This window comes from Shinella sp. HY16 (assembly GCF_028534175.1).
GTDB lineage: Bacteria > Pseudomonadota > Alphaproteobacteria > Rhizobiales > Rhizobiaceae > Shinella.
On the sequence record NZ_JAHYXL010000001.1, the window covers coordinates 2,784,999 to 2,807,395 of the forward strand.

The following is a 22,397-nucleotide window of genomic DNA, read 5'->3' on the forward strand; positions in this document are numbered from 1 at the left end:
TGCGTTTCATGCATCGCGGCGCCTCATGTGCCGCGCACCCGATACTCAGCCTTCCAGGCCTGCCGCCGCCTTGCTGCGCGTCACGATGCCGTCCATGCAGCGCCCCTTGGCGAGACCCTCGCCTTCGCAGACCGGCGCGTCGTTGATCAGAAGGTTCTTCACCGTCTCGCACTTGATGCCCGGCACGTCGAACTGGCGCACCTTGGACTTGCCCGCCGGCAGGTCGCGGAAATCGAGCAGCGCCAAGCGCTCGACCGTTCCCTTGTCGTTGAAGATGACGAATTCGAAGGAGACCTTGGAGACGTTCTGCTCAAAACCATTGGCCGCGACGAAGGTGAAGACGCAGCCCTTCTGCGAGCCGGCAAGCGCATTCAGCTCCACATCCAGCCCCTTGGGCGCTGTGGCCTCCTGGGCAGCGGCACCGGTGATGGTGGCAGCAGAAAGCATCGCGGAAAGAAGAAGGGTGCGTACGGTCATGGGCTCGCCTGTCTCGCTGTCGGTTTTCCGTCGGCCGAGAGCGACGGCCGCGGTCAGTCTATCCGGTGAACGCCAGAATTAACATGACTTTATCGCACCGGTATTGCGTGCATAGATAAATATGAGTAATGAAGTCAAGATAGCAAACGCAAAATCCGCGTCAAACCCCTGTTCCGCCAACAAAATTTACCGGGACGGGACTGGACGACAGGAAATTCGATCAAGGCCGCGCCCATGAGCAACACGACCCGCCCGACCCCCGCCGAAATCCGCGCCTTTCGCGCAGAGAACCCAAAGATGCGCGAGCGCGACATTGCCGCACAGCTCGGCATTTCGGAAGCCGCGCTCGTCGCGGCCGAGGTGGGCTTGACGGCGGTGCGCATCGACGGCGATGCCAATCGCTTCCTCGAGCGCTCGGAAGCCCTCGGCGAGGTCATGGCGCTGACCCGCAACGAGAGCGTGGTCCACGAGAAGATCGGCGTCTTCGAGAAAATCAATACCGGCAAGCACGCCTCGATCGTGCTCGGCGAGAACATCGACCTGCGGATCTTCCCCGGCACCTGGGCGCACGGTTTTGCCGTGACCAAGACGGATGGGGAGCAGGTTCGCCGCAGCCTGCAGTTCTTCGACAAGGCAGGTATTGCCGTGCACAAGGTGCACCTGCGCCCCGCGTCCAATCTCGAAGCCTACGAGGCCATCGTCGCCGACTTCCGCCTGGACGACCAGTCGCAGGACTTCGTCGAGGTCGTATCGGAAAAGGTCGAGGAAACCGGTCCCGTCGATGTCGCTGCACTGCGCGAAAACTGGGCGGCGATGACCGACACCCACCAGTTCTTCGGTTTGCTGCGCAAGCTGAAGATCGGCCGCCAGGACGCCGTGCGCAGCGTCGGAGAGGACTTCGCCCACCAGGTTGCCGCCGACGCCGTCGGCCACCTGATGCGGGCCGCCGCCGAGCGCGAGAGCGACATCATGTGCTTCGTCGGCAACCACGGCACAATCCAGATCCATACCGGCCCGGTGAAGAACATCCAGCCGATGGGGCCCTGGCTCAACGTGATGGACCCGACCTTCCACATGCACCTGCGCATGGACCACATCGCCGAATGCTGGGTGGTGCGCAAGCCGACCGTCGATGGCCATGTCACCTCGCTGGAAGCTTATGACGGCAGCGGCGAGATGATCATCCAGTTCTTCGGCAAGCGGAAGGAAGGCATGACGGAGCGCACCGACTGGCGCGAGATCCTCGACAGCCTGCCGCGCCCCGACAGCGTTGCCGCCTGAACCGCCGTACCGAAAGACGAATAGCGCGTTTTCGCATTTGGGCAGCGCGCCGGTTACCTGCGAAGGACCACGATCATGAGCAAGAGCTTCGATTTCCGCCGCGCCCGCCCGTGGGAAGTGGCCCTCACCGTCTTCGCCCTCTCCGCCCCGCTGCTCCTGCCGCTTGCGGCCACGGGCCAGGGCGGCTTCATCCGCAAGGCCGTCGCACAGGAGATGCAGCAGGTCGACAGCTCGAAGCTGGTGGCGATCGGCGGCGCTGTGACGGAGATCGTCTATGCGCTCGGCGAAGGCAGCCGTCTCGTCGCCCGCGATTCGACCAGCACCTTCCCCGAGGAGGCGCTGAAGCTTCCCGATGTCGGCTATATGCGCCAGCTGTCGCCAGAGGGCGTGATCGCCGTGAACCCGACCGCGATCCTCGCTGTCGAGGGCAGCGGCCCGCCCGATGCGCTCGCGGTTCTCAAAAGCGCCGGCATCCCCTTCGAGACCGTACCGGAAGGTTTTGATCGCGCCGCCATCCTCAAGAAGATCGATGTCGTCGGCACGTTCCTCGGCGTGCCGGACAAGGCAAAGGAGCTGGAGACGACGGTCGCAGCCGATCTCGATGCGGCCATTGCCGACGCCGCCAAGCGGCCGGAAAGCGAGCGCAAGCGCGTGCTGTTCATCCTCTCCTTCCAGAACGGAAAGGTCGTGGCGGCCGGCGGCCACACCGCAGCCGACGGCATTATCGGGCTTGCCGGCGCGGTCAACGCGACGGAGGGGGCTTTCGTAGGCTACAAGCCACTCACCGACGAGGCGATCATCAAGGCCAAGCCGGACGTCATCATGGTCATGAGCCGCCCCGGCGCCGGCAGCAGCGACGCGGAAATCCTCGCCCATCCGGCGATCTCGGTGACACCCGCTGCCGCCAGCAAGGCGATCCTGCGCATGAACAGCCTGCACCTGCTCGGCTTCGGCCCGCGCACTGCCTCGGCCATCCGCGACCTGAACAAAGAACTCTACGGCAATGTCTCTCAATGATGCCGTGCGCGGCGACGGTGCACGCGGTTCCTTCTTGATGCGCTCCGCCCAGTCCCGGGCGGCGGGCGACCGGACGGCGATCGCACGCCTGACGCTCGCTGCCCTCGTCGCCATCTCGGCCGTCGCACTCGCCCTGTCGATCGCGACCGGTGCCTCGGACGCCTCCGCCCTCAATGTCATCGGCGCGCTCTTCAGCGGCGCGGAGGACACCGCGCTCAGCATGCGCGATCGCATCATCGTCTTCGACATCCGCATGCCGCGCGCCCTGCTCGGTTTTCTGATCGGCGCAGCGCTCGCCATGTCCGGTGCGGTCATGCAGGGCCTCTTCCGCAATCCGCTCGCCGATCCCGCCCTCGTCGGCATTTCCTCCGGCTCCGCCCTCGGCGCGGTGCTGATGATCGTGCTGGGTGCAAGCCTCCCGGCGGGCGTGATGATCGCGCTCGGCGCCTTCGCCCTGCCGCTCGCCGCCTTCATCGGCGGCCTCCTGACGACGCTGCTGCTCTATCGTATCGCCACGCGCGGGGGGCAGACCTCCGTTGCCACCATGCTGCTCGCCGGCATCGCGATTTCCGCGCTCGCCGCTGCCATCACCGGCATCCTCATCTACATGGCCGACGACAAGCAGCTGCGCGACATCACCTTCTGGAGCCTCGGCTCGCTCTCCGGCATGACCTGGGCAAAGCTCTTCGCCGCCGGGCCGATCATCCTGCTCGCGCTTGTCGTCGTTCCCTTCCTGTCACGCGGCCTCAACGCAATCACCCTCGGCGAGGCCGCAGCCTTCCACATGGGCGTCAAGGTACAGCGGCTGAAATACATCGCCGTCGTTTCCGTCGCCGGCGCGGTCGGCGCCTCGGTCGCCGTCAGCGGCGGCATCGGCTTCGTCGGCATCGTCGTGCCGCATCTCCTGCGGATCGTCATCGGCCCGGACCACCGCTACCTGCTGCCGGCCTCGGCGCTCTTCGGCGGCGTACTGATGCTCGGCGCCGACATGCTGGCCCGTACCATCGTGGCGCCCGCGGAGTTGCCCATCGGCATCATCACGGCGCTCGCCGGCGCCCCGTTCTTCCTCTGGGTGCTGCTGCGTGACCGCACACGCAACGGCTGGTAAGAGACTATGATCACCGCGAGAAACCTCTCGGTCAGCCTTTCCGGCAAGACCATCGTGCACGGCGTGTCGCTGGAAGCCAAGGCCGGCCAGCTGACCGCCATCGTGGGCCCAAACGGCTCCGGCAAGACGACCATGATGAAAGCGGTCGCAGGCGAACTGCCCAGCAAGGGCGAGATCACCATCAACGGCCATGCGCTTGCCGCACTTGAACCCTGGCAGCTTGCCGTCAAGCGCGCCGTGCTGCCGCAGGCCGCCACCATCGCCTTCCCCTTCACCGTGCGTGAGATCGTCCGCCTCGGCCTCACCGTCGGCCCGAACCGCCACGCCGAGCGCATCGATGCAATCACCGCGGAAGCGCTCGCCGCCGTCGACCTCGCGGGCTTTGCCGGCCGTTTCTACCAGGAGCTTTCCGGCGGCGAGCAACAGCGCGTGCAGCTTGCCCGCGTGCTCTCGCAGATCTGGGAACCGGTGCTCGACGGCGAACCATGCTTCCTGATGCTGGACGAGCCGGTCTCCGCACTCGACATCCGCCACCAGCTGACCATCATGACGCTGGCGCGCCGCTACTGTGAAAGCGGCGGTGGCGTGATCGCCGTCATGCACGACCTCAACCTCACCGCCATGTTCGCCGACCACATGGTGATGATGCGGAGCGGCCGCATCGAGCGCGCCGGTCCACCTGCCGATGTGATGACCGACGATGCGATGGAGGCGGTATTCGGCTGCCGCATGCGCATCAATGGTGTGCCTGCAACCGGCGTTCCCTTCGTGCTGCCGCACACCGCTTCGGCCTGATTTTCCAGCACCTTACGGAACCTTTTGCCCCCATACCCGTTGTCTGACCGGAAAAACCGTTCTGCCAGGAAGGTGGAGCGCTGTTCGGCCCGCAGGTTTGCGGGCGACCGAAAAAGGAGAAACGGCATGGCCAACGGACTGTTTTCATCGCGCAGCAAGAGCCTTCGCAACGGGATTCACGACGAAGCCCAGGCCGTCGAAGAACAAATCGCGGACCTGCGCGCGGAGATCGCCTCCCTCGCCAAGCTGCTTGCGGACGATGCCTCCAGCGGCGCGAGTGGCATTCGCAAGAAGGCCCGTGCAGCAAGGGTGCAGGCAAGCGAAGCTGCGCATGACCTGAAGGATCGCGCCGAAGGCGATATCCGTGACATGATTGCGGCAGGCGAGGACATTCTTGCCGATTTCCAGGAGCGCTACCGCGATTCCGGCCGCCGCGCCCGCAAGGCCGTGAAGGACCATCCGCTTGCGACCCTCGGCGTCGCCGCCGCCGCCGGCTTCCTGATCGCCGCCCTCCTGCGGCGCTAATCCCTTCCTCGCACGATCCGGGACGCCAACCGGCGTCCCTCCTATGCGGAGCGTCAAAGGCATGCTTTCACTGGGAGCCATTCTCCTGCAAAATCTCGTGACCCGCGTCAGCGACCGGGTGGACGAGACGATGGACGTCGCCAAGCGCAATGCGATCGCCGGCGCCGTGATCGGGCTTCTGCTGATCACGGCCTACGGTCTCGGCATCATTGCGACCGCCGTGCTGCTGTCGCAGCACTACGGCACCGTGCCGGCGCTCTTCGGCCTTGCCGGGGGGGTCCTGCTGCTTGCTCTCATCGTGTCGGCCGTTGTCGCCATGCGCAACAGGCGAGAGCGGGAACGGCGCCGCATCCGCCGCCGGCAACTGGCCGCACGCCGTGACCTGATGGCCGCAGCCGCCACCGCCGCGGTGAAAAAGCCGTTCGCGGCAACCGCTGTCGCGCTCGCCCTCGGCTTCCTGCTCGCGCCGAAATCCCGTCGCGACGACGACTGATTTTCCGATGTCCGCCGACGGCACGCCGCTCAGAGCGGCATGCGAATGACCGCCGTCACGCCCTTGGGCAGATATTCGACATGCACGCTGCTGCCGAGGATCTTGTCGAGACTGCGCTCGATCAACACCGAGCCGAAACCGCGCCGGCCGTCCGGGTTGACCGGCGGCCCGCCGACCTCGTGCCAGGTCATGTTGAGCACGTTTTGATCGTCTTCCTTCACCACGCGGGCGGTGATCACCACCTTGCCCGAACGTACCGACAGCGCCCCGTATTTGCGGGCATTGGTGGCAAGCTCGTGCAGCACGAGACCGAGGCCGACCGCCTGGTCCGGCCCCAGCTCCACCTCGTCCTTGTGGATCTCGATCTGACTGTCGAAGTCGATCGCATAGGGCATGATCTGCTTCTGCAGCAGCATCTTCAGGTGGATCACACCCCATTCGTGATCGCTGAGCAGGCCATGCGCCTCGGACAGCGATTGCAGGCGGCCGGCGAACGCGTCCATGAATTCGACTGGATCGCTCGTCTGGCGAAGGGTCTGCCGGGCAAGCGACTGCAGCATGGCCAGCGTGTTCTTGACCCGGTGATTGAGCTCGCGCAGGAGGAGCCGCGTGCGCTCGGAGGCGAGTTGCCCGTCGGTGACATCGACATTGATACCGAGGAAGACCGTCGGCCTCCCTTCCGCATCCCATTCGTGCACGCGCCCGCGCCCGAGCAACCAGCGGCCGGATTTCGCCGCCCGGAAGAGGCCGTCATATTCCTTGCCGGAGGCGAGCGCATCCCGCAGGCGCCCGATGGTGACCTTGCGGTCCGCCGGATGGACCGAAGTGAAGAACTTGCGCGCCCGCATGGGCTTGGCCGGCTTGACGCCCAGCATGCGATAGAAGGTCTCGTTGCCGGAAACCATGCCCGTCGACAGGTCCCACAACCAGCTTGCGACATTGGCGGCATCAAGCGCCAGGGCATGGCGCTTCTCGTCGCGGGAAAGTACCTCGGCAGCCAGCATGCGCCGCCGGGCCTCGTCCTTCAGCTTGATGAGCGAGGCGGCGAGCGAAGCAAGCTGTCGCAGCCGCGGAACAAGGTCCGGCACGGTGCGCGCATGCGGTTTGACGTCGAAGACGCAGACCGTGCCGATCGGCTGACCGTCCACCATGATCGGCGCCCCGGCATAGAAGCGAAGGTGCGGTTGTGCGGTGACGCTTGGCAGGCCGGCAAAACGCTCATCCTTGCAGGCATCAGGAATGATCAACGGCTCACCGCCGCTTTCGGCGATCATCCGCGCGCAGAAGGAATCTGCCGACGGCGCCCGGATTTCCGGCGTCCCCTGCCGAGCAAGAAACCATTGATCCGTGCGGCCGAGAATGGTCACAAGGGCAATCGGCGCGGAGAAGAGTCCAGCCGCAAGGCCCGCAATATCGTCGAAATCAGGATCTGGACCGAGAAACACCGGCATCGCGGCGTCAAGCGCCGCCAGACGGTCTGGCGCATCCAGAACCGCTGCAATATCGGACGATACTGTCAGAACATTGTCCTTCATACGCCTCTGGTATGCGATTCCGCGCCCGGTTTCACCCTTGGCTTTCGCCTGACGACGCTCTTCGCCCCGCTCCCCCTAAATTATCCGCCGCCCGCAGCGCGCGGGCGGCGGATGTTGCTTTTCCCTACGATGCAAAGGCGCGCGACGTAATCGGCGCAGAAACCGCATCCGGGCCATAGTCGCTTTCGCCACTGACCTGCAAGAGTTCCTGCAGGCGCTGGCGGGCGCGGTTGACGCGGCTCTTGATGGTGCCGAGCGCGCAGCCGCAGATTTCGGCCGCCTCTTCATAGGAAAAGCCCGAGGCGCCGACAAGGATGATCGCCTCGCGCTGCTCGTCCGGCAGCTTTTCCAGCGCCTTCTTGAAGTCCTGCATGTCGAGCGAACCGTATTGCGAGGGATGCTGCGCCATGTTCTCCGTGAAGAGACCGTCGGAATCCTGCACCTCGCGGCCGCGCTTGCGCATCTTGCTGTAGAGTTCGTTGCGCAGGATCGTGAAGAGCCAGGCCTTCATGTTCGTGCCCATCTCGAACTGCTCCTGCTTGGCCCAGGCCTTCATGATCGTGTCCTGCACGAGATCGTCGGCCTGGTCGTGCCGGCCGATCAGCGAGATGGCGAAAGCGCGCAGGCTCGGAAGAACGGCCAGCAGTTCCCGCTTGAACGTCGTCTGTTCCTGATCCATCCTACCCTCACTCGGCCCGTTGGATGCGGCTTTCCACGGCATCCAGTTTCTCGAGAAGATCCAGGAATCTTTGGGGAAGCGCCTCGTCCTGTACCTGATGGTAGAAGGCGCGAAGCTTCATCGCAATCTGCGCATTGGGGTCTTCGCTCGCGGGTGATCGTTGCCCGCTTCTTTTCTTGTCCACGCTTTTCACAGTGCCACTCTCATCTTTCATCTGCGCCTTGTGACGAATTCGGCGTGGAAATGCCCGGCATCAAAAAAAGTTCCCTTCGCCGGAACCTTAATTTGGCTTCCGCGTTCAAACCGTCAACTGCGATTGCAGCAATTTGAGAACAGGGGACCATCATGCCGATTTCCGACCGCATCGGGCCGCACCTTCCCGCGCTCCGCCGTTACGCACGCGCCCTCACCGGAACGCAGCCCTCGGGCGATGCCTATGTTGCAGCGACCCTTGAGACCATCCTCATCGATCCCTCCGTGATGCCCGAAGGCGAGGACGACAAAGCCAGGCTTTTCGGCCTGCTCAGCCGTATCATCTCCTCCCTCCCCGTATCCGTGAGCCGTGGCGCCGGCGCCATTTCGCCCGGCGCAGAGGCCCCGTTCGACCTTTCCGGCGTTCCCCCGCTCGGCCGGCAGGCACTGCTGCTGGCGACGGTCGAAGGCTTTACCGTCGAGAAGACGGCCGACATCCTCGATGCCGAGACCAGCAGCATCCGCACCCTTCTGGACGCCGCCTTCGCAGAGATCGCTGCGCAGGCCGAAACGGGCATCATGATCATCGAGGACGAGCCGCTGATCGCGCTCGACCTTGCCCATATGGTCAACGGCATGGGCCATCGTGTCACCGGGATCGCCCGCACGCAGGCCGAGGCCGAAATGCTTTGGAGCGACAGCCGTCCCGGCCTCGTCCTTGCCGACGTGCGGCTCGCCGATGGAAGCTCGGGCATCGATGCGGTGAATTCCATTCTCGCCCGTACGGACATCCCCGTGATCTTTATCACCGCCTATCCGGAGCGGCTGCTCACCGGTGAGCGTCCCGAGCCGGCCTTCCTCGTGTCCAAACCGTTCAATCCGGAGCAGGTGAAGGTGCTCATCAACCAAGCCCTTCTCTTCACCCCGCAAGCGCACGCCGCGGCCTGATCTCGCTCCCGGACGGCCGCAGCGGCGGCGCGGCTGGCGGCGGTGGGAGGCACGCCCACCGCCGTCTTTATTTTGTCCGCAATCCGAGTGGCAGGAGGCTATGCACAGCCATTCTCGATGTTCCGGCAATGACACAAAGGAAAACAGCCAGCGTCTGGGAGACACTGGCTGCTTGAGTATCCACGGACCGGAGGGGGACACGGTATCGTGGTCGATCACCGGTCGAGGGCCTCGCATTTGGGGGACATGCGCTGACCAGTGACGCCAGAGAAACCCCCGACACAGGATTTGGTTCCAGCCCCCTGAAGATTTTTTTCAACCGTCAGTCGATTGCTTCCAGCTCGGCCCGGTGCCGGTAAAGCGCGAGGAAGCGACGATAGTCCCGGTCGTAGCCGGCCTTGCGGGCGGGGTCGGGAGGGAAGACCCGGCTTCCCGGGTACATCTCACGGCCTGCAGCCGCCAGATCGGCGTGCAGCCCGCCGGCAACCGCCGCCATCATCGCCGTCCCGAGCAGTACCGCATCGCTGGTCTCCGGCACGACGACGCGGCAACCAGTGACGTCCCGGTAGAGCTCCATCAGCAGCGGGTTGCGTACATGGCCGCCGGCGACATGCAGCGTGTCGAGCGGATAACCGCCCGCGCCAAGCTTTTCGAGGATATGGCGAATACCAAGCGCAATGGCGACGGAGGTCCGCCAATAGAGGCGGCAGAGCCCGTCGAAGGAGGCATCCAGCGAGAGGCCGCTGATCACGCCGAGTGCATGAGGATCGGCCAGCGGCGAGCGATTGCCGTGGAAATCCGGCAGCACATGCAGCCGCGCGGCAAAAGCCTCGCCCTCCTCCGCCTGCATCTCGCGGATGCGCGCGGCGATGCGGGCATGGTTCGCCGCCGAAGGTTCGCCGCCGGCGCTGTGCGCGCGCACGATATGGTCGAGCAGCGCGCCCGTCGCCGACTGGCCGCCCTCGACCAGCCACCACCCCGGCAGCACCACCTCGTAGTAGGGACCCCACATCCCGAAACCGAACCGCTTGTCGCGGGAAAAGGCGACGACACAGCTCGAGGTCCCGCCGATCAGGGCAAGTTGCCGCTCCAGCATCTCCGGCGTGCCCGCGAAAGGCCCGAGCACGCCGAGCGCGCCGGCATAGGCATCGATGAGGCCGGTCGCAGCGACACAGCCTGTGTCGAGGCCGAGCTCCGTGGCCGCTTCCGGCGCAAGAGGGCCGACAGCCGTGCCGACTGCCAGCGTCTCCTGCGGCAGCGCACCGCGTTCACGCAGATCCTCAAGGCCGATCGCCGTCAGGAAGCCGGCATTCCAAGGCTGTTTCTCATGGGAAAGGTAGTTCCATTTCGCCGTCATCGTGCAGCGCGACCGGGCATTCATCCCCGTCGCCCGCCAGGTCATGAAATCGGCGAGGTCGAAGACATGGCCCGTCTTCGCCCACTGTTCCGGATGGTGACGCTTCAGCCACATCAGCTTGGGCATTTCCATTTCCGGCGACATGACCCGGCCGGAATGAGCGAGGACCGGATGGTTCGTCGCCGTGCAGAGGTCGGCCTCCTCCAGGGCACGGTGATCGAACCAGGCGATCGTGTCCCAGCGCGCCTCCGCGCCGCCGGAGACCGCCAGCGGTCGTCCTTCCGTGTCCCGGACCACGAGCGAGCAGGTCGCATCGATACCGAGCGCGGCGATACGGTCCGCCGCGACGCCCGCAAGCGCAAGCGCCGCCCTGACCGCCACACAGGCCGCCTGCCAGATATTCTCCGAATCGTGCTCGGCGTGGTTCACGCTGGATCGGCGCAGGGCGATCGGGTGCTCGGACCGTCCCAGCAGAGCGCCGCTCCGGTCGAATACGCCGGCCCGGGCACTGCCCGTGCCGATGTCCACCGCAACGATCAGATCGCGCATCAATGCTCTTTCCCGCCGGCCTCTTCCTTGCGGACAAACTGTAACAATTCCCGCATGTCGTCAAACAGGGCATCGGGGTTGAGGCTGAGCAGCGCCTCGCGATGGCGCGGCGAGCGCGCATGGGAGCCACCGGTGAAGGCGACCACCCGCATGCCCGCCGATTTCGCCGCCGTGATGCCGGCAGGGCTATCCTCCACGACCACGCAATGCCCGGGCGCGACACCCATGACGGCGCTGGCATGGAGGAAAAGATCGGGCGCCGGCTTGCCGCGCGCGACCATGCTCGCACTGAAGATGTTCGGCTCGAACCGATCGATGAGGCCCGTGACGGAAAGCGACAGGCGGATGCGTTCGAGCTGGCTGGAAGAAGCCACGCAATGGGCGATGCCGAGCCGCTCCACCGTTTCGGCAATACCGTCGATGGGCTGCAACTCGGCACGAAAGCGCTCATAGAGCACCTTGCGCATCGCTTCCAGGAAGGCGGCGTCGATTGCGAGCCCATAGTCGGCATGCAGGATTTCCGACATGCTTTTCAGGCTGCGGCCGAGAAATCGCTCATGCGCCTCCTCCGCGCTCATGGCCACACCCGCCGTCGCCAGGGCCTCGACGAGAACCGCAAGCGAGATCGGCTCGCTGTCGACGAGCACACCATCGCAATCGAAGATCACCAGTTCTGTCTGTTTGGCGGCCATGACGTCCCGTTCCATTGTCAGGCCCCCGTGGTACTGTCTGCTCCCCTCGTTGGAAAGCCCCGGATTTGTAAGGATTTCCTCAATTCACGAGCCTGTCGCCCAGATAGTCCTTCAGCGTTGCGCGTGTCCCCTTCTGCTGGAGGGACGCAAGCGCATTGGCAAACCGCCGGGTGAAGCGGTCGGACACAGCGACCGTGCCAAAGATATCCTTCAGGGCGAGGAAGGCGTTCGGATCGTTCTTGGCCGACGTCGCCGCGGCACGGATGCGGTCGATATTGGGGTCGTTGAAGGCGATGTCCTTGCCGCTGTCCGTCTTGCCGGCGAGGTAGTGGCACCAGAGCGCCGAGACGAGCGACAGGCCGATGACGTCCTCGCCGCGCGCCAGCCGATCGGCAGTGGACGGCAGGATGAATTTCGGCTGGCGGTTGGAGCCGTCCTGCGCAAGGCGCGGGATCGTATCGGCGATCTTCGGATTGGAGAAGCGCCGCTCGATCAGCGCATAGTAGTCGTTGAGGTCGGTATCCGGCACGGGCGGGATGACGGGGATGATTTCCTCCCGCTCCAGCTTGGCGAGAAAGGCGCGGATGTCGACATCCTCCATCGCCTCATGGACGAAATGAATGTCGAGCAGCGCGGCCGGATAGGCGATCGCCGCATGGCCGCCGTTGAGGATGCGGATCTTCATGTGTTCGTAGGGCGCGACATCAGGCACGAACTGCACGCCGGCCTTCTCCAGCGCCGGGCGCCCCTGCGGGAAGTGATCCTCCAGCACCCATTGCTTGAACTCTTCGCAGAAGACCGGCCAGGCATCATCGATATCGTATTCGTCGGCGACGATACCGATCTCGCGTGGCCCCGTCGCCGGCGTGATGCGGTCGACCATGCCATTCGGGAAGGCGACGTTGGTGTCGATCCAGTCGGCAAGCACGGGATCGGAGAGGTGCGCGAGGCCGGAAATGGCGGCGTGCGTGACTTCGCCGTTGCCGGGAATGTTGTCGCAGGACATGACGGTGTAAGGCGCGAGGCCGGCATCCTTGCGCGCCTTGAGGCCGGCGAGGATGAGCCCGAACACGGTTTTGGGATCAGCGGGGTTGGCGGCGTCGGCGGCGATCGCCGGATGGCCGGGATCGAAGACGCCGGAGGCCGGATTGATGAAATAGCCGCCCTCGGTGATGGTCAGCGAGACGATGCGGATGGCGGGATTGGCAAGCTGTGCGATGGTCGCCGCAGCATTGCCGGGCGCGAGATAGCCGATCATGGCGCCGGTGACACGCGCGCCGGAACGGTTGTTGTCCTGCTCGACGACCGTCGTCAAAAAATCCTGCCCTGCGAGTTTTTCGCGCATGGCGGCGTCGGACGGCAGCACACCGGCCCCGATGATCGCCCAGTCATGGTCATGGCCGAGGTTGAACAGGTCGTCGAGATAGATCGCCTGGTGCGCCCGGTGGAAATTGCCGACGCCGAAATGCACGATGCCCGCCTTGAGGGCCGAGCGCTCATAGGCCGGAACGGCAGCCGTCCTGGCAACCTCTTTGAGGGTGGCGAGCGACAGTTTCGTGGTCATGGTCCGTTCCTTCCGGTCTCGTCTGCTGGCAAGGTCCGCGCGTTGCGGGCCTCAGCTCATCCAGTTGCCGCCGTCGACATTGTAGGTCTGCGCGACGATGTAGTTGCTCTCCTGGGAGGCCAGGAAGATCGCCATGCCCGTCAGATCCTCGGCGGTGCCCATACGGCCGAAGGGCACTTCCGCACCGACCAGGCGTTTCTTCTCGCCGCGCGGCCGGTTCTCGTATTTGGCGAACAGCGCATCGACACCGTCCCAGTGCTCGCCATCGACCACACCGGGCGCGATGGCATTGACGTTGATGCCGTGTTTGATGAGGTTCAGCCCCGCAGACTGGGTGAGGCTGATCACCGCCGCCTTGGTGGCGCAATAGACACCGACTAGCGCTTCGCCGCGCCGCCCGGCCTGACTTGCCATATTGATGATCTTGCCGCCGCGCCCCTGCGCGATCATCTGCTTTGCCGCCGCCTGAAGGGTGAAGAGCGTGCCGGCGACATTGATCGAGAACAGCTTTTCGTAGCTTTCACGCGTGATCTCGACGATCGGCGCCAGATCGAACAGCGCGGCATTGTTGACGAGGATGTCGAGGCCACCGGCCTCCTTCACGCAGGCCGCGATGGCAGCGTCGATGGAAGCCTGCCGCGTCACGTCCATCTCCACGGCATAGGCCGCCGGTCCGATTTCGTCGGCCGTCGCCTTCGCCCGCTCGATAGCGATGTCGGCGATGGCGACGCGCGCACCCTCCCGCACATAGGCTTCCGCGAAACTGCGGCCGATGCCACGCGCCGATCCCGTGATCAGCGCGCTTTTGCCCTCCAGCCGTTTCATCGGATCGCCTTCCCGGCGTCGTCAAAGCGATGGAGGCGCGTTGTGTCGGGCGTGAGGAAGACGCTGTCGCCGTGGGTGACGGGGAAGTCACCGCCGGCGCGCACGGTCATCATGCCGATGCCGTCGGTATTAACATGCAGGAACGTGTCCGAGCCGAGATGTTCGGCAACGCCGACCACGCCTTTCCACGTCCCGCTCTCCTTGGAGAGGCGGATATGCTCGGGTCGGATGCCGACGGTGGGCGCATTGTACGGCTTGGCCGCCTCACCCTTGACGAAGTTCATACGCGGCGAACCGATGAAGCCGGCAACGAAGAGATTGTCGGGCTTGTTGTAGAGATCGAGCGGCGAGCCGACCTGCTCGATATTGCCGGCGTTCAGCACGACGATCTTGTCGGCCATGGTCATGGCTTCCACCTGGTCGTGCGTGACATAGATCATCGTCGTCTTCAGCTGATGATGCAGTTCGCTGATTTCGAGCCGCATCGTGCCGCGCAGCGCCGCATCGAGGTTCGACAGCGGCTCGTCGAAGAGAAAGGCCGACGGCTCGCGCACGATCGCCCGGCCGATGGCCACGCGCTGGCGCTGACCGCCGGACAGTTGCCCGGGCCGCCGCTCCAGGTAGTTGGTGAGGTTGAGCACGCGTGCGGCTTCCGTCACCTTCTTGTCGATGATGGCAGGATCGGTCTTCGCCATCTTCAAGGGGAAGGCGATATTGTTGCGCACCGTCATATGCGGATAGAGCGCATAGGACTGGAACACCATGGCAAGCCCGCGCTTGGCCGGCGCCGCCGACGTCACGTCCTTGCCGTCGATCTCGATGGTGCCGCTGGTGGTATCCTCAAGGCCCGCGATGAGGCGCAGCAGCGTGGACTTGCCGCAGCCCGACGGGCCGACGAAGACGACAAACTCGCCGTCTTCGATGGCAAGGTCGATGCCCGGGATGACCTGCGTCGTGCCGAAGGACTTGTTGACTTTCTTCAGGATGATCTTGCCCATGATGGTCCCTCCCCGAGGTCTGTTCGTTACTTCACGGCGCCGAAGGTGAGGCCGCGGACAAGCTGTTTCTGGCTGAACCAGCCCATGATCAGGATCGGGGCGATGGCGAGCGTCGAGGCCGCCGAGAGCTTGGCCCAGAAAAGACCCTGCGGGCTCGAGAACGAAGCGATGAAGGCGGTCAGCGGCGCGGCATTCGTCGTCGTCAGCCGGATCGTCCAAAAGGCTTCGTTCCAGGCGAGGATGATGTTGAGCAGCATGGTCGAGGCTATGCCCGGCACCGCCATCGGGGTGAGCACGTAGACGATCTCGCCCCAGAGCGAGGCTCCATCCATGCGCGCGGCCTCCAGGATCTCGCCGGGGATTTCCCGGAAATAGGTGTAGAGCATCCAGATGACGATCGGCAGGTTGATCATCGTCAGCATCACGGTGAGGCCGATACGGCTGTCGAGCAGGCCCGTGTCGCGGAAGATCAGGTAGATCGGGACCAGCACGGCAACGGCAGGCATCATCTTGGTCGAGAGCATCCACATCAGGATGTCCTTGGTCTTCGCCGTCGGCGAGAAAGCCATCGACCAGGCGGCCGGTACGGCGATCAACAGCGCCAGGAGCGTCGAGCCGAGCGACAGAATGACCGAGTTCAGGAAGAACTTGAAATAGTTGCTCTGCGCCTGCACGGCCGCATAGCTCTCGACCGTGCCAGAAGGCAGAAGGTTGAAGCCCTGGATTGCCTCGGTCTCGGACTTGAACGAGGTGATGATCGTATAGAGGATCGGGAAGAAGATGATCAGCGCGATGATCCAGGCGGCGATGGTGAAGACGACGGTTCTTCTTGTTGAGACGGCTCTAGCCATGGTCTTGTCCCTCTCTCACTTGTCCAGGTTCTTGCCGACGGCGCGCATCAGGAAGAAGGCGACGATGTTGGCGAGGATGACGGCGATGATGCCACCGGCCGAGGCGCCGCCGACGTCGTAGCCGAGGAGCGCGGTGCGGTAGATCAGGAACGGCAGGTTGGTCGAGGCATAACCCGGACCGCCATTGGTGGTGACGAGGATTTCCGCGTAGACGCCGAGCAGGAAGATCGTCTGGATCAGGATGACGACGGTGATCGAGCGGGCGAGATGCGGCAGCGTCAGGTAGACGAAGCGCGACACGAAACCCGCGCCGTCCATTTCCGCCGCCTCCTTCTGCTCGCCGTCGAGCGATTGCAGCGCGGTGAGCAGGATGAGGGTCGCAAAGGGCAGCCACTGCCAGGCGACGATGATGATGATCGAGAACAGCGGATATTGCGCGAACCAGTCGACAGGCTGCAGGCCGACGGCGCGGTTGATATCCGCCAGCACCCCGTAGCCCGGATGCATGATCATGTTCTTCCACACGAGCGCTGCCACCGGCGGCATGACGAAGAAGGGCGAGATGATCATGATGCGCACGATGCCCTGCCCCCACATCGGCTGGTCGAGCAGAAGCGCGATGGCAATGCCGCCGATGACGGTGATGAAGAGCACGCCGACGACGATCACGAGCGTATTCCAGATCGACTGGAAAAAGGCCGGGTCGGTGTAGAAGTACTGATAGTTGAACAGCCCCGCCCAGCTGACATTGGCCGGGTTCAGGAGGTTGTAGTTCTGGAACGAGAACCACAGCGTCATCGCCAGCGGCACGATCATCCAGACCAGAAGCAGCCCCACAGAGGGCGCCAACATCAGACGCGCCAGCCCGCGCGTGTTCTCCGTCGCCATGATTTCCTCCCGAGAGCCGGTCCGGCCGGCCTGTGCAGTCACGACATCATTCCAGGGCGGAGCCGCCCCTCATCCCCCTACCCGGACCTTCTCCCCGCAAACACGGAGAAGGGGCAGAATGGAGCGCCCATCGTTCCTCTCCCCACTTGCGGGAAGTGGATGCCGGCAGGCAGGTGAGGGGCAAGCGCCGGAAACAACACCCCGTCTATCGGCTGCCCGGATCACGTCCGGGCAGCCTGTCCTTGGGGAGGAGGTATTACTTGATGTAGCCGGCGCGGGTCATTTCGCGGGTGGTGACCTGCTGGGCCTGGGCGAGCGCGTCGTCAACCGACATCTGGCCGGCGAGCGCCGCCGAGAAGAGCTGGCCGACCGTCGTGCCGAGACCCTGGAATTCCGGGATGGCGACGAACTGCACGCCGACATAGGGCACCGGCTTGACGGCCGGGTTCTTCGGGTCGGCAGCATTGATCGAGTCGAGCGTCATCTTGGCGAAGGGTGCCGCCTTCTCATACTCGGCATTTGCATAGAGCGAGGAGCGCGTGCCCGGAGGAACGTTCGCCCAGCCTTCCTTTTCGGCGACGAGCTTGGTGTAGTCCTTGCTGGTCGCCCAGGCGATGAACTTTTCCGCCGCCGCGGTCTTCTGCGAGCCGGCCGGGATGGCGAGGTTCCAGGCCCAGAGCCAGTTGCCGCGCTTGCCGAGACCCGTATCGGGAGCGAGCGCATAACCGACCTTGTCGGCGACCGTCGATTCCTTGGGGTTAGAGACGAAGGAGGCGGCAACCGTGGCGTCGATCCACATGCCGCAATTGCCCTGCTGGAACAGCGCCAGGTTCTCGTTGAAGCCGTTCGACGATGCGCCCTGCGGGCCGGCATCGGCCATCAGCTTGACGTACATGTCGAGCGTGTTCTTCCATTCCGGCTGGTCGAACTGGGGCTTCCAGTTTTCATCGAACCAGCGGGCGCCGAAGGCGTTGGACGTGGCGGTCAGGAACGCCATGTTCTCGCCCCAGCCGGCCTTGCCGCGCAGGCAGATGCCGTTGATGCCGGCATTGCGGTCCGTCATCTTGCGGGCAGCTTCCCCGATGAACTCCCAGGTCGGCGCGTCGGGCATGGTCAGCCCGGCCTTCTCCATCAGGTCCTTGCGGTACATGACGAAGGAGCTCTCGCCATAGAACGGCGCGGCGTAGAGCTTGCCGTCCTCGCCCGTCAGACCCGAGCGGATGGCCGGAAGCAGGTCGTCGGCGTCGTAGTCGGCACCGAGATTGTCGAGCGGCACCAGCCAGCCCTGCTTGGTCCAGATCGGCACTTCATAGGTGCCGATCGTCATGATGTCGTACTGGCCACCCTTGGTCGCGATGTCGGTCGTGACGCGTTCGCGCAGCACGTTCTCTTCGAGCGTAACCCAGTTCAGTTCAATGTCGGGGTTCTTGGTGGTGAAATCTTCCGTCAGCCCCTGCATGCGGATCATGTCGCCATTGTTGACGGTGGCGATGGTCAGGGTTTCGGCATTGGCGAAACCGCACAGGAGAGCGGCCGAGCTGACGCCCAGCAGAAGGGTTCTCAAATTCATCATCTTCCTCCCAGAAGGGTTTTGAGCATTTGCTTTGCTCATGGGCAATTACTCGCATATTGCCGCAACAAGTCAACGACCAATCGTTGCTGCACCGCACAAGGCGGGGCAGCACCTGTTGAATCTCATGGGAAATTTCTGCGTGGGAGACGGCTCTCGATCAGGCCGAAAGCAGGTGGCGAGCGGTCGATTCGTCGGTGATGACGCCGTTGATCATGCGCCCGCGCAGCGCCGCAAGCAGCGCCGTATATTTGCGCTTGCCCTTGGCAAGGCCGATGACGGTGGTCGTCTCGCGCGGCGGCAGCGGCACGGAGGCAACGCGTTCGTTGATGCTGCCGTCGAGCAGTTTGCCGTCGCGGTCGAACATCCAGCCGCAGATCTCGCCGGCGGCCCCCTCCTCCATCAGCCGCGCCATTTCCTCCGGGTCGAGGAAGCCGTCGAGGCAGAGCGGTGCATCCGCGCCGAGTTCACCGATCCCGACGAAGGCGACGTCGGCCTGTCGGCCGAGCTGGAGGGTCGATTGCACGAGGCTCTGCTTGTGCAGGAGATCACGCTCCTCCGTGGAGGAGACGAGAACCGGCAACGGCATCGGATAGTGCCGCGCCTTCACCGCGTCGGCCATCGAGAAGATGACGTTGTAGTATGCCGCCGAACCATCCGGCCCGATATTGCCGGTCAGCGACATGATGCGGTGCTGCGGACATTCCATCGCCGGAAGCTGGTCGATCGCCGCCTTCAGCGTGCGCCCCGTGCCGACGGCGAGCACGATCGGCTCGGCCTTCTTCAGCCAGCGCTCGATTTCCGCCGCACCGGCTTCCGCAATGCCAATCGTCGTCGAGGTCGAGCCCGGATCGCTCGGCACGATATCGACATGCACGAGCCCGAATTTCTTCCGTAGCTCCTCGCCGAGTTCCAGACATTCAGCGATCGGGTGATCGAGCCGCACCTTGATCAGCCGCTCGGCGACGGCGAGCGAGACAAGCCGCTGCGCCGACTGACGGGAGATGCCCATGGCGGAAGCGATTTCGTCCTGCGTGCGGCCCGCGACATAGTAGAGCCAACCGGCCCTTGCCGCATCGTCCAGCCGCCCGGCTGTTTCCGTCCGCTTCGCCATGGTTTTCCCCAGATGTTCCAAAGGATTTGCTGCATCTTTTCCGGCGACCTGTCAAACGCCATGTGACGGCGCAGCTGGAACAGTATCCCGCAATGCAACACAAAAACATAACCGGATTTCTCATATTTATTTCCGCTGCAAGCACTGAAAAACCAGCATTTCTTTTGAAATTTTACCGTTTGATAAAAAAATAAACCTGAGTTACCGTTCTCTCATTCAAAAAGCCCACGCGAATGGGAGATAACTATGGGAACGACGCAATCTGGGATCCATCGGGGGCGTCTTGCGCCTGCCGAATACGACACGAACTTTTCCGACCTGCATCCACGCCTCGACGATCACGAGGCCCTGGTCGCCGCCGACCGCTGTTACTTCTGTCACGACGCGCCGTGCATGACGGCCTGTCCCACCTCCATCGACATTCCGCTGTTCATCCGCCAGATCTCGACGGGCAACCCGATCGGTTCGGCGAACACCATTTTCGACCAGAACATTCTGGGCGGCATGTGCGCCCGCGTCTGTCCCACCGAGACGCTCTGCGAACAGGCCTGCGTGCGCAACACCGCCGAGCACCGCCCGGTGGAAATCGGCCGCCTGCAGCGCTACGCGACCGACGTGGCGATGACGGAGAACAAACACTTTTACGAACGCGCCGCCCGCACCGGCAAGGCTGTGGCGGTCGTCGGGGCCGGCCCGGCGGGACTTGCCTGCGCCCACCGCCTCGCCATGGATGGCCATGACGTCGTGATCTTCGAAGCACGCGAAAAGGCCGGCGGCCTCAACGAATACGGCATCGCCACCTACAAGGCGGTCGACGATTTCGCCCAGCGCGAAGTCGACTATGTGCTGGCGATCGGCGGCATCGAGGTGAAGAACGGCCTGAAACTCGGCCGCGACTTCACACTTGCCGATCTCACCGGCAATTTCGACGCCGTCTTCCTCGGCATGGGCCTTTCCGGTGTCAACGCGCTCGGCGCGGAGGGCGAAAACCTGCCCGGCGTCGTCGATGCGGTCGATTTCATCGCGGAACTGCGCCAGGCGACGGACAAGGCGACGATCCCCGTCGGCCGGCGCGTCGTCGTCATCGGTGGCGGCATGACGGCGATCGACGCCGCCGTGCAGGCAAAGCTCCTCGGCGCCGAGGAGGTGACGATCTGTTACCGCCGCGGCAAGGAGCAGATGAACGCCTCGGAATTCGAGCAGGACCTTGCCGCCTCCAAGGGCGTGATGATCCGCCACTGGCTCCAGCCGAAACGCGTCATCGCAAGAGACGGCCATGTCGCCGGCATCGAGGTGGAATATACCGAGATGCGCGACGGCAAGCTCGAAGGCACCGGCGAAATCGGCGCGCTCGCCGCCGACCAGATCTTCAAGGCCATCGGCCAGACGTTCGAGGCCGCCGGCCTCGGTTCGCTCGCCATGGCCGGCAACCGCATCGCCATCGATGCGGAAGGCCGTACGTCCGTCGCCAATGTCTGGGCGGGGGGAGACTGCGTGAAGGCCGGTGAAGACCTGACGGTCACATCCGTCGCACAGGGCCGCGATGCGGCCGATTCGATCAACCGCATGCTGGCTGCCGGTGTGCAGCCTTCCGTTGCCGTCGCTTGAGGGAGATGAGACATGGCTGATCTTCGCAACACCTTCGTCGGCATCAAGTCGCCCAACCCCTTCTGGCTCGCCTCCGCGCCGCCAACCGACAAGGCCTACAATGTCGAGCGCGCCTTCAAGGCCGGCTGGGGCGGCGTGGTCTGGAAGACGCTCGGCGAAGAAGGCCCGCCGGTCGTCAACGTCAACGGCCCGCGCTACGGCGCGATCTGGGGTGCCGACCGACGGCTTCTCGGCCTCAACAATATCGAGCTGATCACCGACCGCGACCTCTACACGAACCTGCGCGAGATGAAGCAGGTGAAGATGAACTGGCCGGACCGGGCGCTGATCGCCTCGATCATGGTGCCCTGCGAAGAGGAGAGCTGGAAGGCGATCCTGCCGCTGGTGGAAGAGACCGGCGCCGACGGTATCGAGCTCAACTTCGGCTGTCCGCACGGCATGTCCGAGCGCGGCATGGGCGCGGCGGTCGGCCAGGTGCCGGAATATATCGAAATGGTGGTGCGCTGGTGCAAGCAGTACACCCGCATGCCCGTCATCACCAAGCTGACGCCCAACATCACCGATATCCGCAAGCCGGCGCGCGCGGCCAAGGCCGGCGGCACCGATGCGGTGTCGCTGATCAACACGATCAACTCGATCGTGTCCGTCGACCTCGACAGCTTCGCGCCCAACCCGACGGTCGGCGGCAAGGGCACCCATGGCGGCTATTGCGGCCCGGCGGTGAAACCCATCGCGCTCAACATGGTGGCCGAGATCGCCCGCGATCCGGAAACCTACGGCCTGCCGATTTCAGGCATCGGCGGCATCACCACCTGGCGCGATGCGGCCGAGTTCCTGGCGCTCGGCGCCGGCAATGTGCAGGTCTGCACGGCCGCGATGACCTACGGCTTCAAGATCGTGCAGGAGATGATCACCGGGCTTTCAAGCTGGATGGACGCCAAGGGCCACCGCAGCCTCGACGACGTCATCGCCCGCGCGGTGCCCAACGTCACGGACTGGCAGTACCTCAACCTCAACTACATCGCAAAGGCCCACATCGACCAGGATGCCTGCATCAAGTGCGGACGCTGCCACATCGCCTGCGAGGACACCTCGCACCAGGCGATCACCCAGTTCGTCGATGGCGTCAGGCATTTCGAGGTGATGGAGGACGAGTGCGTCGGCTGCAATCTCTGCGTCAACGTCTGCCCGGTGGAGAACTGCATCACCATGGTGGAACTGGAACCCGGCGTGCTCGACCAGCGCACCGGAAAAACGGTGGATCCGAACTACGCCAACTGGACGACGCATCCGAACAACCCGATGGCCAGGCAGGCTGCGGAGTAGAAAAA

General features: G+C 64.3%; 22 protein-coding genes. 9 read left to right on the forward strand and 13 right to left on the reverse strand.

From position 1 onward, the window contains the following. Nucleotides 1–45: 45 nt before the first annotated feature. A complete protein-coding gene (locus tag K0P03_RS13860; RefSeq protein ID WP_023512963.1) occupies nt 46–477 on the reverse strand; it encodes a hypothetical protein in 432 nt (143 codons plus the stop codon). A gap of 234 nt (nt 478–711) precedes the next feature. Here K0P03_RS13860 and K0P03_RS13865 point away from each other — a divergent pair, with 234 nt between their 5' ends. From K0P03_RS13865 to K0P03_RS13890, 6 genes are all read left to right on the forward strand, one after another. After that, nucleotides 712–1,758, forward strand: coding sequence for a hemin-degrading factor (locus tag K0P03_RS13865; RefSeq protein ID WP_272789889.1), 1,047 nt, complete (start codon nt 712–714; stop codon nt 1,756–1,758). A 75-nt stretch (nt 1,759–1,833) separates the two neighbouring features. Beyond that, complete coding sequence (locus K0P03_RS13870) at nt 1,834–2,775, forward strand: heme/hemin ABC transporter substrate-binding protein (RefSeq protein ID WP_272789890.1); 942 nt, start codon at nt 1,834–1,836, stop codon at nt 2,773–2,775. Continuing rightward, nucleotides 2,762–3,883, forward strand: coding sequence for a FecCD family ABC transporter permease (locus K0P03_RS13875; protein ID WP_023512966.1), 1,122 nt, complete (start codon nt 2,762–2,764; stop codon nt 3,881–3,883). The genes K0P03_RS13870 and K0P03_RS13875 overlap by 14 nt, the downstream gene beginning before the upstream one ends. A 6-nt stretch (nt 3,884–3,889) precedes the next feature. Beyond that, nucleotides 3,890–4,678: a heme ABC transporter ATP-binding protein gene (locus tag K0P03_RS13880; RefSeq protein ID WP_050744095.1), complete on the forward strand. Its 789-nt coding sequence runs from the start codon at nt 3,890–3,892 to the stop codon at nt 4,676–4,678. 126 nt (nt 4,679–4,804) lie between these two features. Further along, nucleotides 4,805–5,203 (forward strand): glycine zipper domain-containing protein, encoded by a 399-nt coding sequence (locus K0P03_RS13885; protein WP_023512968.1) that lies wholly within the window; start codon nt 4,805–4,807, stop codon nt 5,201–5,203. Nucleotides 5,204–5,264: 61 nt separating this feature from the next. Further along, entirely contained in the window at nt 5,265–5,696 is a 432-nt protein-coding gene (locus K0P03_RS13890; RefSeq protein ID WP_272789891.1) for a hypothetical protein, read from the forward strand. Nucleotides 5,697–5,725: 29 nt separating this feature from the next. Here the strand turns inward: K0P03_RS13890 and K0P03_RS13895 are convergent, their stop codons facing one another. The 3 genes from K0P03_RS13895 to K0P03_RS13905 form a co-directional block, all read right to left on the reverse strand. Next, nucleotides 5,726–7,231, reverse strand: coding sequence for a sensor histidine kinase (locus tag K0P03_RS13895; protein ID WP_050744093.1), 1,506 nt, complete (start codon nt 7,229–7,231; stop codon nt 5,726–5,728). A gap of 124 nt (nt 7,232–7,355) precedes the next feature. Then, entirely contained in the window at nt 7,356–7,910 is a 555-nt protein-coding gene (locus K0P03_RS13900) for an RNA polymerase sigma factor (RefSeq protein ID WP_024270843.1), read from the reverse strand. A gap of 7 nt (nt 7,911–7,917) precedes the next feature. Then, nucleotides 7,918–8,103, reverse strand: a complete 186-nt coding sequence (locus tag K0P03_RS13905) for a NepR family anti-sigma factor (RefSeq protein ID WP_371260075.1) — start codon at nt 8,101–8,103, stop codon at nt 7,918–7,920. 152 nt (nt 8,104–8,255) lie between these two features. Between K0P03_RS13905 and K0P03_RS13910 the strand changes: the two genes are divergently transcribed. Next, nucleotides 8,256–9,050, forward strand: a complete 795-nt coding sequence (locus K0P03_RS13910) for a response regulator (RefSeq protein ID WP_272789892.1) — start codon at nt 8,256–8,258, stop codon at nt 9,048–9,050. A gap of 322 nt (nt 9,051–9,372) precedes the next feature. Here K0P03_RS13910 and K0P03_RS13915 read toward each other — a convergent pair whose 3' ends face one another. The 9 genes from K0P03_RS13915 to K0P03_RS13955 form a co-directional block, all read right to left on the reverse strand. Then, complete coding sequence (locus tag K0P03_RS13915) at nt 9,373–10,956, reverse strand: FGGY-family carbohydrate kinase (RefSeq protein ID WP_272789893.1); 1,584 nt, start codon at nt 10,954–10,956, stop codon at nt 9,373–9,375. Beyond that, nucleotides 10,956–11,648, reverse strand: coding sequence for an HAD family hydrolase (locus K0P03_RS13920; RefSeq protein ID WP_272789894.1), 693 nt, complete (start codon nt 11,646–11,648; stop codon nt 10,956–10,958). Before K0P03_RS13920 ends, K0P03_RS13915 begins: the two co-directional genes overlap by 1 nt. A 79-nt stretch (nt 11,649–11,727) precedes the next feature. Further along, a complete protein-coding gene (locus K0P03_RS13925) occupies nt 11,728–13,212 on the reverse strand; it encodes a mannitol dehydrogenase family protein (RefSeq protein ID WP_272789895.1) in 1,485 nt (494 codons plus the stop codon). Nucleotides 13,213–13,263: 51 nt separating this feature from the next. Continuing rightward, complete coding sequence (locus tag K0P03_RS13930; protein WP_272789896.1) at nt 13,264–14,037, reverse strand: L-iditol 2-dehydrogenase; 774 nt, start codon at nt 14,035–14,037, stop codon at nt 13,264–13,266. Next, nucleotides 14,034–15,035: an ABC transporter ATP-binding protein gene (locus tag K0P03_RS13935; RefSeq protein ID WP_050744089.1), complete on the reverse strand. Its 1,002-nt coding sequence runs from the start codon at nt 15,033–15,035 to the stop codon at nt 14,034–14,036. Before K0P03_RS13935 ends, K0P03_RS13930 begins: the two co-directional genes overlap by 4 nt. Before the next feature lie 26 nt (nt 15,036–15,061). Continuing rightward, complete coding sequence (locus tag K0P03_RS13940; RefSeq protein WP_024270841.1) at nt 15,062–15,886, reverse strand: carbohydrate ABC transporter permease; 825 nt, start codon at nt 15,884–15,886, stop codon at nt 15,062–15,064. Nucleotides 15,887–15,901: 15 nt separating this feature from the next. Then, a complete protein-coding gene (locus K0P03_RS13945; RefSeq protein ID WP_023512974.1) occupies nt 15,902–16,774 on the reverse strand; it encodes a carbohydrate ABC transporter permease in 873 nt (290 codons plus the stop codon). Between the two features lie 256 nt (nt 16,775–17,030). Beyond that, entirely contained in the window at nt 17,031–18,344 is a 1,314-nt protein-coding gene (locus tag K0P03_RS13950; RefSeq protein WP_023512975.1) for an ABC transporter substrate-binding protein, read from the reverse strand. Nucleotides 18,345–18,504: 160 nt separating this feature from the next. Continuing rightward, a complete protein-coding gene (locus K0P03_RS13955) occupies nt 18,505–19,458 on the reverse strand; it encodes a sugar-binding transcriptional regulator (protein ID WP_023514930.1) in 954 nt (317 codons plus the stop codon). A 246-nt stretch (nt 19,459–19,704) separates the two neighbouring features. Here K0P03_RS13955 and K0P03_RS13960 point away from each other — a divergent pair, with 246 nt between their 5' ends. Both K0P03_RS13960 and preA read left to right on the forward strand, forming a co-directional pair. Then, nucleotides 19,705–21,066, forward strand: coding sequence for an NAD(P)-dependent oxidoreductase (locus K0P03_RS13960; RefSeq protein WP_023515010.1), 1,362 nt, complete (start codon nt 19,705–19,707; stop codon nt 21,064–21,066). A 12-nt stretch (nt 21,067–21,078) separates the two neighbouring features. Beyond that, nucleotides 21,079–22,392, forward strand: coding sequence for an NAD-dependent dihydropyrimidine dehydrogenase subunit PreA (gene preA, locus K0P03_RS13965; protein ID WP_050744088.1), 1,314 nt, complete (start codon nt 21,079–21,081; stop codon nt 22,390–22,392). The last annotated feature ends 5 nt before the right edge of the window (nt 22,393–22,397 follow it).

Coding starts and splice junctions, on each gene's coding strand:
- K0P03_RS13935 (WP_050744089.1), bottom strand. CDS start 15,035: ATGGGCAAGATCATCCTGAAGAAAGTCAACAAGTCCTTCGGCACGACG.
- K0P03_RS13930 (WP_272789896.1), bottom strand. CDS start 14,037: ATGAAACGGCTGGAGGGCAAAAGCGCGCTGATCACGGGATCGGCGCGT.
- K0P03_RS13860 (WP_023512963.1), bottom strand. CDS start 477: ATGACCGTACGCACCCTTCTTCTTTCCGCGATGCTTTCTGCTGCCACC.
- K0P03_RS13880 (WP_050744095.1), top strand. CDS start 3,890: ATGATCACCGCGAGAAACCTCTCGGTCAGCCTTTCCGGCAAGACCATC.
- K0P03_RS13885 (WP_023512968.1), top strand. CDS start 4,805: ATGGCCAACGGACTGTTTTCATCGCGCAGCAAGAGCCTTCGCAACGGG.
- K0P03_RS13870 (WP_272789890.1), top strand. CDS start 1,834: ATGAGCAAGAGCTTCGATTTCCGCCGCGCCCGCCCGTGGGAAGTGGCC.
- preA (WP_050744088.1), top strand. CDS start 21,079: ATGGCTGATCTTCGCAACACCTTCGTCGGCATCAAGTCGCCCAACCCC.
- K0P03_RS13875 (WP_023512966.1), top strand. CDS start 2,762: ATGTCTCTCAATGATGCCGTGCGCGGCGACGGTGCACGCGGTTCCTTC.
- K0P03_RS13925 (WP_272789895.1), bottom strand. CDS start 13,212: ATGACCACGAAACTGTCGCTCGCCACCCTCAAAGAGGTTGCCAGGACG.
- K0P03_RS13920 (WP_272789894.1), bottom strand. CDS start 11,648: ATGGCCGCCAAACAGACAGAACTGGTGATCTTCGATTGCGATGGTGTG.
- K0P03_RS13890 (WP_272789891.1), top strand. CDS start 5,265: ATGCTTTCACTGGGAGCCATTCTCCTGCAAAATCTCGTGACCCGCGTC.
- K0P03_RS13955 (WP_023514930.1), bottom strand. CDS start 19,458: ATGGCGAAGCGGACGGAAACAGCCGGGCGGCTGGACGATGCGGCAAGG.
- K0P03_RS13940 (WP_024270841.1), bottom strand. CDS start 15,886: ATGGCTAGAGCCGTCTCAACAAGAAGAACCGTCGTCTTCACCATCGCC.
- K0P03_RS13900 (WP_024270843.1), bottom strand. CDS start 7,910: ATGGATCAGGAACAGACGACGTTCAAGCGGGAACTGCTGGCCGTTCTT.
- K0P03_RS13945 (WP_023512974.1), bottom strand. CDS start 16,774: ATGGCGACGGAGAACACGCGCGGGCTGGCGCGTCTGATGTTGGCGCCC.
- K0P03_RS13950 (WP_023512975.1), bottom strand. CDS start 18,344: ATGAATTTGAGAACCCTTCTGCTGGGCGTCAGCTCGGCCGCTCTCCTG.
- K0P03_RS13915 (WP_272789893.1), bottom strand. CDS start 10,956: ATGCGCGATCTGATCGTTGCGGTGGACATCGGCACGGGCAGTGCCCGG.
- K0P03_RS13865 (WP_272789889.1), top strand. CDS start 712: ATGAGCAACACGACCCGCCCGACCCCCGCCGAAATCCGCGCCTTTCGC.
- K0P03_RS13960 (WP_023515010.1), top strand. CDS start 19,705: ATGGGAACGACGCAATCTGGGATCCATCGGGGGCGTCTTGCGCCTGCC.
- K0P03_RS13895 (WP_050744093.1), bottom strand. CDS start 7,231: ATGAAGGACAATGTTCTGACAGTATCGTCCGATATTGCAGCGGTTCTG.
- K0P03_RS13910 (WP_272789892.1), top strand. CDS start 8,256: ATGCCGATTTCCGACCGCATCGGGCCGCACCTTCCCGCGCTCCGCCGT.